Genomic DNA, 12,584 nt, shown 5'->3' on the forward strand with positions numbered 1-12,584 from the left:
GAGCGAACAGTTTCGGACGCGTGAGGTGACGCATTCTGACGTCACGTAATGTGACGCCAGGTGCCCGGCATGGTTTCAATCGTAGTACCCGAGGATCGACTTTATCTCCATATACTCTTCCATGCCTTCGACACCATACTCCCGGCCATTGCCGGATTGCTTGTAGCCGCCAAACGGCGCCTGCGGGTCCCACGCGGGATAATTCAGATGCACCTGACCCGACTGGATACGCGATGCAACCGAACGCATCAGCGCCTTATCCGTGCCTTGCACATGCGCGCCGAGTCCGTAGACGGTGTCGTTGGCGATAGCGACGGCTTCGTCCACCGTGTCATACGGCAGGATCGCCAGCACCGGCCCGAAGATTTCCTGCTGCGCCACGCTCATATCGGTGCGGACATTGGAGAAGATCGTCGGGCGCGCATAGAAGCCTGTGTCGAATCCCTCGGGTCTGCCCGCGCCGCCGAGGACCAGTTTCGTTCCTTCGTTGATGAAACTTTCGATCATCTTCTGCACACGCCCGAACTGTGCGCGATTGGCGAGCGGACCGTGCGTCGTCGCTTCCGCGAACGGATCGCCGATGCACATCTGTTCCGTCGCCGCCACGGCGAGCGCCTCGACTTCGGCCAACACGCCACGCGGGACGATCATCCGGGTCGGCGCGCTGCACGACTGGCCCATGTTGCGGAACGCCGATGCCACACCAAGCGACACGGCGCGCGGCAGATCGGCGTCCGGCAGCACGATATTGGGCGACTTGCCGCCAAGCTCCTGCGCGACGCGCTTGACGGTCGGCGCGGCCGCCTGCGCGACCAGCACGCCCGCACGCGTCGATCCGGTGATCGACACCATGTCCACCTGAGGATGAGAGGCGAGCGCCGTGCCCACTTCCGGTCCTGTCCCGCTGACCAGATTGCAGACGCCCGCTGGAATGCCCGCATCGTCCATCACTTCGGCAAACAGCAACGCGCTTAGCGCCGACAGTTCGCTGGGTTTCAGGACAACCGTGCAACCCGCCGCCAGCGCCGGGCCGACTTTCGCAGTGATCTGGTAGATCGGCCAGTTCCACGGCGTGATGAGTGCGCACACGCCGATCGGTTCGCGCGCAATCGCCGTCGTGCCGCGCTGGACGATAAACGGGTACTTCAACAGGTTGTCGCGCGCGACGCCGAGATGAGCAATCGCGAGCGGCACATGCGCGCCGCGCGCGTAGTTGATCGGCGCACCCATTTCCAGCGTCAGCGCCTGGGCGAACAGTTCGGCACGCTCGCTCATCAGACGATGGACGCCATCGAGCAGCGCTGCGCGTTCCTGTGGCGAGGTCGCGGACCAGCGCGGCAATGCTTTACGCGCCGCCTGCACGGCACGGTCGACGTCGTTCGCATCACCGAGCGGAATCTCGCACAGCATTTCTTCCGTGGACGGGCAGATCACCGCCGCGCGTGCCGTGCCTGAGATGGCAGCAGGCAACGTCCATTCGCCGTCGATAAAGAACCGGTCCAGCCGGCCCGCCTGCTTCAGATGAAGAACGGGTGAAATCATTGCAGCGTGTCCTGGAGTCTTGGCCATGCGCCCTGCGAGGGCGAGCACGGTGGTTTGCGATTGGTGTGCCGGGTGCGGCGACGGTTAAAACTCGGCGACCTTTCCCCACACCGATTCGTCGAATCGCTCCGGGCGGTAAGGTTCGGGATCGACGATCGGTTTCAGGCCCATCACCAAGTCCGCGACCAGATGACCGCATCCCGGACCGATGCCAAAACCGTGACCGCTCAGGCCTGCAGCCAGCACAAAGCCGGGCACTTCGTTCACTTCGCCGATGGCAGGCACGCCGTCCGGCGTCATGTCAATATAACCGGCCCAGGACGCCGCCACCGGCGCCGCGCCAATCGCCGGACACAGTTCGATGGCCCGTCGGTGAATCTCCTTGACCGTGGCCTGATCGACGGACGGATCGAGTACGCGCATCTTTTCCATCGGCGTGGGGCGATCGAGTGCCCAGCGCCCCATGTTCTCGTGACCGGAGCGCACGCCTTCGAGATATCCCGGGCTCAGGCTGCGCCAGCGACGCGTGAACATCGGCAGGAAGTCTTTGGCGTAACGAACCTTTTGCAACGTGAGATCCAGTTTGCCGAGGCCGCTGATGGCAAGCGAATACGTTTCGTCACCGCGTCGCGTGATCGTGATGGCCTTCGTGTGCATCGCGTCGGGCAGCGTGCCGCGCGGCAGCGAAACCGACATCAGCGACGAGCGGATCGTGGCTTGCGGCAAACGGATACCAAGTTGCCGGCAGAATGTCGACGCCCATGCACCGCCGGACAGCACCGCGATTTTCGTGCGGATCGTGCCGTGCTCCGTCACCACGGCGCTGACGCGTCCGCCTTCCGTTTCGATCCCGCGTGCCGCGCAGTTCTGATGCACCGTCCCACCGAGTTTCATGATGCTGCGCGCCACGGCGGGAGCGGCAGCGCCGGGGTCCGCGGTGCCATCCGTCGGCGCGAACACGCCGCCTTTCCAGTTTTTCCCCGTCGAACCGCCGCGCTCGGTCGCGGCCTTGCCGCCGAGCACTTCCGTCTTCACGCCTGCCGAGCGCGCGAAGTTGCACCATTTTGCCCAGCCAGCCAGTTCGCTGTCGTCGTTGCTCAGATATAGCAGTCCACTGCGACGAAAGCCAGTTGTCTCACCCGACTCGGCTTCGAACTGTTCCCACAACCTCAGGCTTTCGGTTGCGATTGGCAACTCGCGCGCGTCGCGGTTCTGTTGCCGGCACCAGCCCCAGTTCCGGCTGGATTGCTCGCCGCCGACCATGCCTTTTTCGATCAGCGCCACGTTCACGCCGCGCTTCGCCAGAAACCATGCTGTGAACGCGCCGACGATGCCTGCGCCAATCACGACGACATCGGCGCTGTTCGGCTGCGTCGGGGTGGTAACAATGCGGGTCAACGGTACGCGCATTTGCGAAAACTCCTTACTGATTGAGGTATTGGGTGCCGTGCGTGCTTTCTGCCGGACCGCTGCAATTGATATTACAGATGGCCCGCGGCAGAAAATATCGAATGGACTGGTCTACACGAAGCAACCCCGTTCTTTTCAGGCCCCTGCCCGCACACAACGCATCGGGTCGCGCGCTTGCCGGGCATGCGTGCCGGGTGCCCTTGCCGGAAGCGCGCAGTGCCGCTTTAGAACATGGCCTGACTGACGAGCCCGTACGGACGGTAGACCGCATCGGGAGGCCCGCTATGCGCATCGGCGGGTGCGTTGCGAACCATCTTCACCGTGGTATCGACGCGCTTCAGGCCTTGCGCGATCAACCAGTCGGTCAGCATCGCGCCCGAGGGGACGTCGGTACGGATGAACTCGCCTTCGCGGCCTGTCAGCCAATGGCCGATCAGCGCCTTGGCGTGCAGATCGTCCGGCGAACGCATCGCGACGACGGGCCCGAGCACGAGACCTCGACCGAAGCGGCGCCGCACCGAAAACCCGACGATCTCGCCGTCACGTTCGAGTACCGCGTTCTCGCCCATTTCCAACAGCGCCGAATACATCGCCTTGCGTTCGAGGCCATAGGCGCGCGTGGCCAGTTCGATGAGCGCGGGGACATCGTCGGCGGTTGCCGCGCGCAGCCGTTCGCCAACGGGCAATGCCACCGGCGACGCCTCACCGACGTTGCCTTGATGCTGGTCGAGCGTATCGCAGACGGTGAAGCCGAGTTTTTCGTAGAGTGGCTTGCCGGCCGGCGTGGCGTGCAGGAACGTGACGCGCGGGCCGAGTTCTTCGAGCAGCATTTCCATCAGCTTGCGGCCAATCCCCCGCCCCTGATGTTCGGACGACACGATCACGAGACCGAGCGAGGCGCGGTCCGTGCCGAATTTCCAGCACAGTCCCGTGCCGATCACGACACCGTTTTCTTCGGCCGTGAAGCCGGTGCCCTGTGCGGCGGCAAACTGCCAGTCTTCCGCGCGATGCGGCCAGCTGACCGCCTGGGACAGCGCGTGCGCCGTCGGAATATCGGCGGCGGTAAAGGCTCGATAGTGAAGATTCGTCGTGGATGGTGCGTTCATCATTGCGTCCTGTCTGATTTGCTGTGCGGTGTGGATGCCCGAGTCGGGCGAGGTCCGGGACGACGCTACAGCGTCGCCACTGCTTCGATTTCGATCTTCAGCCCAAAGTGCAAGGCCGGAACCGGGACCACCGCACGAGCGGGTTTGGCGTCGCCGGCCCAGCGCGCATAAATCTCGTTGAAACTCGCTCAATGCGCGACGTCGTCGATATAGACGCAGACCTGTACCAGCTTCGAGACATCGCTACCCGCGCCGCTCAACGCCGCGCCCACATTGGCCAGCACTTGCGCGACCCGGGCGTCGAAATCGCTGTCCGTGAGCTTCGTGCCGTGCGCGTCGATGGGCAGTTGACCGGACACGAAGACTAGCCCATTGGCGATCGAAACGTGACTGTAGTGACCGCCCGGCGTCGCGAGTCCGGCCTGGTTCAGCGTCTGGAGAGGGTGCGCCGCGCGTTCGGGTTGGTCCATGAGGGCCGCTCCACATTGAATGAGGTTCCCCGGCGTCATTGGACAGATACAGCCGTTGCCGGGCTCGTACGACGCACTATAGAAAAAAAACTTTTTGTCATGTTTAATATCCATTGAACCCATCGTTAAAGGTCGCTTAATGATCGAACTGGAAGACATGCGCCTGTTTCGCGCGCTCGGCGTGTCGCAATCGCTGGCCGCCGCCGCGCGGCTGCTGAATCTCACGCCGCCCGCCGTGACAGTTCGTCTTCAGCGTATAGAGGAACGCATGGGCGTACGTCTCGCCACGCGCGCGGCGCGCGGCATTTCGCTGACCACGGAGGGTCAGCGGCTGGTTCAGGAAGCCGTCGAGATCATGGAGCGGATCGAGTCGATTCCGTCGCGCGTGTCCGGCGAGTCGGGTGGCGTCAGCGGGCATTTGCGGGTCGTCGCGCCGTTCGGTTTTGGCCGCGCGCATCTCGCGCCGCTGGTGCGCGATCTGCATCGCTCGCACCCGAATCTCGCGATTTCACTGATCCTAGCAGACAGCCCGCTCACTGCCGCCCAGGGCGCCGACGCCGTGGTATCCATCGGCAACGTCAAGGGGTCGTCGTGGATCGGCCACTATCTCGCCCCCAACGACCGCATCCTGTGTGCAAGCCCCGCCCTCGCGCGCCGTCTGTCGAAGCTCCAGCATCCGTCCGAGCTGCCGCAATACCCCTGGCTGACATTGCGAGAAAACGACGAGGACGTGACGCGCCTGCGTTTCACGCAAGCCGACGCCGCCGGAAAACGCAATGCGAAAAGCGTCACCGTCAGGCTGGACGGTGCGCTGTCGTCCAACGACGGCACCGTCGTCAGCGACTGGGCCATTGAGGGCCTCGGCATCGTCGAACGCTCCGAATGGGATGCCGCGCGTCTGATTGCAACGGGAAAACTCAAACGTGTGTTGCCCGCATGGCGTCTCGAATCCGCGCCGGTGATGGCGTTGATGCCCACCCGTCATGGCCTGACGATCCGTCAGCGGGTGTTTCTCGAAGCCGCCAAGCGCGCGTTCGATCCCGTTCCGTGGCGCAGTTGAGGCGCGCTTCACTTCATATCGATCCGACGCGCTTCAGGGCAGATTCGCCGCGTCATCCGGCATGGTGCCCGGCCAGTATTCAATCTGGGTTAACGCTCGCTTTATCGTTCGTTAAACACAAGCTTCGACGCGAATCCTATATTGGCGACTCGATCCGCGCGGCGTCATGCGGATGCCCAGACCCCACTCGCGCATGCAATCGCAAGGAGCCGTAGATGGAATTGCAGTCGCTGAATACCCCCGCCGCATTGATCGATGTCGAACGCATGACCCGCAATATCGAGCGGATGCAGCACCGCCTGAATGCGCTCGGCGTGAGTTTCCGGCCGCACGTGAAAACCACCAAATGCAATCAGGTGGTGCAGGCCCAGGTAGACGCGGGCGCACGCGGCATCACCGTGTCCACGCTAAAGGAAGCCGAGCAGTTCTTTGCGAGCGGCGTGCGTGACATCGTCTACGCGGTCGGCATGGCGCCCGTCAAACTGCCGCAAGCACTAGCGCTGCGTCGGCAAGGCTGCGCGCTGAAGATCGTCGCGGATAGCATCGTCTGCGCACAGGCCATCGTCGCGTTTGGCCGGGAGCATCAGGAAAAATTCGAAGCGTGGATCGAAGTTGACGTGGACGGCCATCGCTCGGGTATCGAACCGGAAGACGACCTGCTCCTCACGGTCGCCACCACGCTCGTCGAAGGCGGTATGCAACTGGGCGGTGTCATCGCCCATGCGGGTTCCAGTTACGACTACGACACGCATGAAGACCTGATTCGCATCGCGGAACAGGAGCGCTCGCGCACCGTGCGCGCGGCCCAGCGTATCCGTGACGCGGGAATGCCCTGCGACGTCGTCAGTATCGGCTCGACGCCGACCGCGCTGGCCGCCACGCATCTGGACGGCGTGACTGAAGTTCGCGCGGGCGTCTATGTGATGTTCGACCTCGTGATGCACAACGTGGGCGTCAACCAGGCATCGCAAATCGCGCTGAGCGTGTTGACGACGGTGATCGGCCACCAGCGCGAGAAAGGCTGGGCGATCGTCGATGCAGGCTGGATGGCGATGAGCCGTGACCGGGGCACGCAGCGCCAGAAGCAGGACTTCGGCTATGGGCTGGTCTGCCTCGAAGACGGCGAGGTCGTGGGCGACTATGTGATGAGCGGCGCGAACCAGGAGCACGGCATCATCTCCCGGACGGGCACGCCGGATCACGACATCGAGGCGCGCTTTCCCATCGGTACGCGTCTGCGCATTCTGCCGAATCACGCCTGTGCAACGGGCGCGCAGCATCCCGTCTATCATGCGATTGCCGCTGACGGCAGCGTGGAAATCTGGCCGCGTTTTTACGGCTGGTAATGCGGAGGCGAATGCCGCGTGGTGCGCTTTTCCGAGAAGAATTGGCAGCGGAACACGATGAGGGTTTGCATATTCCTCATGAGTTTGGCCAACTCCCGCCGGCGTAAAGCATATCGCCGTGCTCCCGTCACCACTTGACGCGGAGAGGCGGATGATCTCGAGTGCGGCTGACCCCCGTCCCCCGCGTCAGTCTCACCGTTGCAAGAATAGCTGGCGCACGGTCTCGATCATTCTCGCTGTGGCCATCGAGGCCGTTCGACCGCTGACTAGCGCTTCAATGGCGCACCATTCAATCAAGGGGGAAACGTGAGAAACGTGCAGAAGTTGTTAGCATCCTTGATTGCGATTGCTGCGATCAATTTTGGTATCGGCTGCTCTCTTAAACCGGGCATGCCCAGCACAGGTAACCTTCAGGGCGAGTCGGCGACAAAAATGGTGGTTTCTGAGATGACTCAGGGCTTTAACAGCCATGATGCGGAGGCAGCCACCCGGATGTACACCGACGATGCTGACTTCGTCAGTGTCCGCGGCGAGGCGGCAAAGGGACGGGGAGCGATCAAAAAGGGGTGGCTGCCATTCTGAGCACAAGGGCAAGGAACGCATCACTCGATTCTCGGGCCGTAGCCATCCGGTTTATTCGACCAGACGTTGCTCTTGTGCACGTTACCAACGAGTTGAAGGGGGCTCGTAAATTCCGAGGGACAGACGCTGCCCCCGCATCAGGAGCTAAGCCTCAGAGTATTCGTGAAGGAGTCCGGGGTTTGGCGGGTTTCCACTTTCCAAAATACACTAACGAGTCCGTTTGAGGCTAGCTCAACGGGGCAGGGTGCTGCCGGGCCGTGACGGACGGAGCGCGGCGATGCTTCGAGCAATTCTGGCCGGTCGCGACAGACCGAAAGCGGCCATCTACGGACCTTGGCGTGAGCTTGCGCAGAGCCATTCCAGCGTCAATTGCGCCCCAGACAACGGACCTTCGCACTCTGACCCGGGGATGTCGCGGCGCCGGCCGTAGAACTGCACGAAGCGCTGCCGATTATCCGGAGCACGCAGTCCTAAGGCTGGCGTTCCTGCTTGACCAACCCTACGGGGCGCGTCAACGAACGCTTGAGCTACGCAATCACAACGCCGCAATCACGGCCTTCGGCTCGAGAAACGCCTCCAGCCCGAACGAGCCATACTCTCGGCCAAGACCCGATTGCTTGAAGCCGCCGAACGGCGCGGCCGGTTCGTGTGCGAGCGTATTGACGAGTACGCGTCCCGCTTCGATTCGCGACGCGACCTCGCGCGCACGCTTCTCATCCGCCGAGAACACGTACGCCTGCAAGCCGTAGTTCGTATCGTTGGCGATGGCGATGGCATCGTCAGTATCGCGGTATGTGATGATCGACAGCACCGGGCCGAAAATCTCTTCGCGCGCAATCGTCATGTCGTTCGTAACGTCGCTGAAGACAGTGGGGCGCACAAACCATCCTGCGTCGGAGCCTTCCGGCCGGCCTTCGCCCCCCGCGATCAAACGCGCCCCTTCGTCGATGCCGATGCGGATATAGCGCTGCACGCGCTCCCACTGCTTCTTGCTGACCATCGGGCCGACGGTCGTTTGAGGATCGCGTGGATCGCCCGCCTGTGTTCCCGCGACTTCTTCCCGCACGCGCGCCTCGAACTCCGTGAGCCGTTGCCTGGGCACGAGAATGCGCGTGCCCGCGATGCATGCCTGGCCGCTGTTCATGAAGCCGGCCTGAATCGCAAGCGGCACCACGTAATCGAAGTTTGCATCGTCGAGCACCACCACCGGCGACTTGCCACCGAGTTCGAGCGTTACGCGTTTCAACGTATCGGCGCCGGCACGCAGTATCGTCTTGCCGACTGCCGTCGAGCCCGTGAACGACAGTTTCGCGACATCGGGGTGTGAGCTGATCTGGGCGCCGACCGTTTCACCGCGTCCCGTAACGATGTTGAATACGCCCGCCGGCAAGCCCGCTTCGTGCAACGCTTCGGTGACGATGCGGGTCTGGATCGCACTCATTTCGCTCGGCTTGATGACGGCCGTGCAGCCCGCGGCCAAGGCGGCGGCCAGCTTCCCGCAGATGAAACCCGCGTCGCTATTCCACGGGGTTATCAGGCCTGCGACACCGAGCGGCTGCATCACGACTTCAGCGGTCCCCGCCCGGCGCGTGAACGCGTAGTCCTGTAGCACCTTCGCCGCTTCGAGCAGAACTCTGCTCGCATGCTGAGCCATCCACCGACTACGCGACACTGGTGCGCCATATTCTTCCGTGATCGCTTCGTAAAGCTCGTCTTCTTTCGCAACGACGGCTTCATGCATCCGCTTCAGCATGTCGATGCGCTCGCGCTTGTCCGTGCGCGAAAACGCGGGAAACGCGCGCTTCGCTGCAGCAATCGCGTCGCGCGCGTCCTGCGCATCGCCGAGGCGTACGCGGCCGATCAACTGTTCGGTCGCGGGATTGAAGAGATCGAGCAGTTCGTCGCCGTGTGGCGTGACGAACGTACCGTCGATATAAACCTTGTCGATGACCTGCATTGCTACTCCCGGATTGCGGTGCGAATGACACACAATAGACCGACGTAATTGCGTTGACTAGTCGTACAATCTGGCATGCCCTGTTGAGGAATTTGGGACAATGAAGACTTCAGGTTTGGGTGAACTGGAAGCGGTGCTGGCCGTCGCTCGTCATCGCAGCTTTCGCGCGGCAGCCACCGACCTGGGTGTCTCGACGTCCGCTCTCAGTCACGCAGTGGCGGCACTCGAAGCACGCATCGGCGTGCGGCTATTCAATCGCACGACGCGCAGCGTATCGTTGTCGGAAGCCGGCGTGCAGTTCGTCGACACGATAGCGCCCGCGCTGTCGACGATCCGCGTCGCGATCGAACGGGTTGGCAACTTTCGCGACACGGTGTCGGGCACATTGCGCATCAATACGTCGGCGGGAGCGGCTAAGCAGGCGATGCCACTGTTGATCGCGTTCCTGCGACGCTATCCGGAAATGAAGCTCGACATCGTCACCGAAGGACGGCTGATCGATATCGTCGTCGACGGATTCGATGCGGGCATCCGTCTCGCCGAAACCGTGCCGCAGGACATGATCGCAGTGCCATTCGATGTCAAGCAGCGCTTTGCCGTCGTCGGCAGTCCGACGTACTTCGCGCAGCACAAGCCACCGAGCACGCCCGAAGATCTGATCGCGCACGACTGCATCCGCACGCGAATGCCAAGCGGCGCGATCTATCAGTGGGAGTTCGAACGGCACGGCGAAGCGGTGCGTATCGACGGAAAGGGTGCGCTGACGCTCGACGAGCCAGGCCTAATGTTGGCAGCGGCGCGCGCCGGTCTCGGTCTCACGTATCTGACCGAGTGGACCGTCGCCGCGGATCTGGAGGCGGGCACGCTGGTCCGCGTGCTGGAAGACTGGACGCCGCCGCTCGACGGCCTCTGTCTGTACTACCCGGGCCGCCGCCATGTGCCAGCCGGACTGCGCGCCCTGATCGACATGATCCGCGAACACGCTGATGGGCGACGGGCGTGCCGTGAGCGACCGCCCCCAAAAGGGAAAGCGCGCGGCGCACGGCGCTAGTGGCGCGTGACGAGGCACGCATGACCGACGTACCCTGGAAGCTGTCTACGCCAAACGAGCGGCAGGTATCCGGTAGCCAAAAAGCGTTGGCACCTGCATGGATTCGACGGTCAGCTTCCGAACTCCTCGAATGCATGCTCTCGGCCCGCCGCTGAGCTGTCCAGGTCTATTGCCTCAATGTTCCTCGCCTTTTATATGAGCGCGCCCTCGCGAACGGATCCCGACGCGGCCAGCGGGCAGTGCGAGCAGCTGGCAGGCTCGCTGTCCCACGTCGCTTCTCTAGTGTCGGTCTGAGCCAGGCATGCAGTCGTCGACCTACCTTTGTCTGAGGTTCGACGGTTTGGACTGCGCACGCAATGCATCGATTTCGTCAAGCAGATCCAGCGCAAGTGCAATTCCAGCAGCATTGATTTCCAAATCGCGCGCTAGCCGGCTGGCGGTCCGCACACGGCGTAGCGCCGCTCCGCCAAACCGCCATTCCTCGGGCCGGACGCCCCTCGGCTCAAACGCGCCTTCTGAGATCCACATGGTCAGCTGTTCTTCGGATGCGCCGCTCACTCGACACAGTTCGACGAGCGTGAACTCGACCTCTTCCTCGACAATCTCGCCTTCCAAATAGCTGGTCATGACTCGTTACCCGTGAAAATTCGCGCGTGGGTCGAAGTTGAATGCTTGACGCATCGTCTCGTATGCTGCCTTTGCATCGTCGGTGTCAGCCGGTGGCAGCACAATATTCAATACCACGTGCAGGTCGCCCGGCGGGTTCGCCGGAATTCCCTTACCTTTAAGTCGCAGCCGGCGGCCGCCGGTTGATTCCGGAGGCACGGTCATTTCGACAGAGCCATCAGGCGTCGGGACGGTGACCGCTGCGCCGAGTGCTGCCTCCCAGGGTGCCACTGGCACGTCAAGGGAAACATCGCGCCCGTCAACGCGAAAACGCGGATGTTCCCGAAAGGTAATCTCCAGATACAGATCACCGGCCGATCCGCCTCCCAACCCTGCGCCTCCCTGGCCGGCGAGTCGCAGGTGCTGCCCAGCCCGCATACCCTTCGGAATGGTGACGTTCAGGTTACGAGATTGCAGTGTGACATGGCCTTGCGCATCGATGGCCGGCATTTGCAGCGAGATCGAGCGCTGCGCCCCTCGATAGGCATCAGCCAGATCGATCACCACCTTGGCATGGTGATCCTGTCCAGGCGCGGAGAATGGCGCGCCGCTGTATGCCCCCTCCAGTTCATCGTCCGCGTGGGCGTAGTGATCCGATCGGGCATCGTGCCTTTGTCGTTGCCGGGAATGCATGCGGCCGTGCGCACCGCCGAACATCGCTTCGAAGAAGTCACTGAAGCCGGCGTTAGTCTTTGCCTCACTGCTTGCTCCGCTGAACTCGAATCCCTCGTCCCAATTTGGCGGGGGCTGAAAATCCTGACCGTTCTGCCATTGACCGCCCATCCTGTCATACGCAGCGCGTTTCTCAGTATCTTTCAGTACCTGATAGGCTTCGCCCACTTCCTTGAAGCGCTCCTCTCCGTCGGACTGTTTGGTAAGGTCTGGGTGGTATTTGCGCGCCAGTTTGCGATAGGCGCGCTTCACGTCGTCCTGCGTGGCAGTTCGTTGCAGTCCCAAGATCTCGTAATAGTCCTTGTATTTCATTGCTCGGGCCATAGATAGGTTAGAGGAGACCGACGCGGACCGGTCCGCGTCAGCGGTGCGACCTTGCCGGTTTGCCTAATCACGGGCCGTCTTGCCGGTTAATTGTCACATGTTCGGATAGTTCGGCCCGCCGCCACCTTCCGGCGTGACCCAGACGATATTCTGCGTCGGGTCCTTGATGTCGCAGGTCTTGCAGTGCACGCAGTTCTGCGCGTTGATCTGCAGGCGTTCGTTGCCGTCGTCGGTCTTGACGAATTCGTACACCGCAGCCGGGCAGTATCGGCTCTCCGGACCCGCATAGGTACGCAGATTCACGTTCACCGGCACCGACGCATCTTTCAGCGTCAAGTGCGCCGGCTGGTTCTCCTCGTGATTCGTATTCGAGATGAACACCGACGACAAGCGGTCGA

Annotated in this window: 11 protein-coding genes and 1 pseudogene; 4 read left to right on the forward strand and 8 right to left on the reverse strand. The window is 62.5% G+C overall.

Features of this window, described 5'->3' with window-relative positions; translation table 11 throughout:
- Nucleotides 1-75 precede the first annotated feature (75 nt).
- From AWB67_RS23640 to AWB67_RS23655, 4 genes and pseudogenes are all read right to left on the reverse strand, one after another.
- Nucleotides 76-1,542: an aldehyde dehydrogenase family protein gene (locus AWB67_RS23640; protein WP_087658648.1), complete on the reverse strand. Its 1,467-nt coding sequence runs from the start codon at nt 1,540-1,542 to the stop codon at nt 76-78.
- A gap of 84 nt (nt 1,543-1,626) precedes the next feature.
- Nucleotides 1,627-2,952 carry an NAD(P)/FAD-dependent oxidoreductase gene (locus AWB67_RS23645; protein ID WP_087658649.1) on the reverse strand — a complete coding sequence of 442 codons (1,326 nt, stop codon included), beginning with the start codon at nt 2,950-2,952 and terminating at the stop codon, nt 1,627-1,629.
- 224 nt (nt 2,953-3,176) lie between these two features.
- Complete coding sequence (locus AWB67_RS23650) at nt 3,177-4,058, reverse strand: GNAT family N-acetyltransferase (RefSeq protein ID WP_235025279.1); 882 nt, start codon at nt 4,056-4,058, stop codon at nt 3,177-3,179.
- A gap of 65 nt (nt 4,059-4,123) precedes the next feature.
- Nucleotides 4,124-4,528 (reverse strand): annotated as a pseudogene (locus AWB67_RS23655) (RidA family protein).
- A gap of 139 nt (nt 4,529-4,667) precedes the next feature.
- Between AWB67_RS23655 and AWB67_RS23660 the strand changes: the two are divergent.
- The 3 genes from AWB67_RS23660 to AWB67_RS23670 all read left to right on the forward strand — a co-directional run bounded on the left by AWB67_RS23660 (nt 4,668) and on the right by AWB67_RS23670 (nt 7,516).
- Entirely contained in the window at nt 4,668-5,588 is a 921-nt protein-coding gene (locus tag AWB67_RS23660) for a LysR substrate-binding domain-containing protein (RefSeq protein ID WP_087658651.1), read from the forward strand.
- A 215-nt stretch (nt 5,589-5,803) separates the two neighbouring features.
- Nucleotides 5,804-6,934: a DSD1 family PLP-dependent enzyme gene (locus AWB67_RS23665; protein WP_087658652.1), complete on the forward strand. Its 1,131-nt coding sequence runs from the start codon at nt 5,804-5,806 to the stop codon at nt 6,932-6,934.
- 315 nt (nt 6,935-7,249) lie between these two features.
- On the forward strand, nt 7,250-7,516 hold the full coding sequence (locus AWB67_RS23670) for a YybH family protein (RefSeq protein WP_087658653.1): 267 nt from the start codon (nt 7,250-7,252) through the stop codon (nt 7,514-7,516).
- A gap of 535 nt (nt 7,517-8,051) precedes the next feature.
- Here AWB67_RS23670 and AWB67_RS23675 read toward each other — a convergent pair.
- The gene (locus tag AWB67_RS23675) at nt 8,052-9,473 is read right to left on the reverse strand and encodes an aldehyde dehydrogenase family protein (protein ID WP_087658654.1); all 1,422 of its coding nucleotides are present in this window, start codon (nt 9,471-9,473) and stop codon (nt 8,052-8,054) included.
- Between the two features lie 100 nt (nt 9,474-9,573).
- On the opposite strand from AWB67_RS23675, the gene AWB67_RS23680 reads away from it, so the two are divergent.
- Nucleotides 9,574-10,524, forward strand: coding sequence for a LysR family transcriptional regulator (locus AWB67_RS23680; protein ID WP_087658655.1), 951 nt, complete (start codon nt 9,574-9,576; stop codon nt 10,522-10,524).
- 315 nt (nt 10,525-10,839) lie between these two features.
- Here the strand turns inward: AWB67_RS23680 and AWB67_RS23685 are convergent, their stop codons facing one another.
- From AWB67_RS23685 to AWB67_RS23695, 3 genes are all read right to left on the reverse strand, one after another.
- A complete protein-coding gene (locus tag AWB67_RS23685; RefSeq protein WP_087658656.1) occupies nt 10,840-11,151 on the reverse strand; it encodes a chaperone modulator CbpM in 312 nt (103 codons plus the stop codon).
- A 6-nt stretch (nt 11,152-11,157) separates the two neighbouring features.
- Nucleotides 11,158-12,174 carry a DnaJ C-terminal domain-containing protein gene (locus AWB67_RS23690; RefSeq protein WP_087658657.1) on the reverse strand — a complete coding sequence of 339 codons (1,017 nt, stop codon included), beginning with the start codon at nt 12,172-12,174 and terminating at the stop codon, nt 11,158-11,160.
- A gap of 105 nt (nt 12,175-12,279) precedes the next feature.
- Nucleotides 12,280-12,584, reverse strand: a 305-nt coding sequence (locus tag AWB67_RS23695; RefSeq protein ID WP_200822291.1) for a 4Fe-4S dicluster domain-containing protein, incomplete at its 5' end; no start/stop codon positions are given.

The organism is Caballeronia terrestris (genome assembly GCF_001544515.1).
In the GTDB taxonomy this organism is placed as follows: domain Bacteria; phylum Pseudomonadota; class Gammaproteobacteria; order Burkholderiales; family Burkholderiaceae; genus Caballeronia; species Caballeronia terrestris.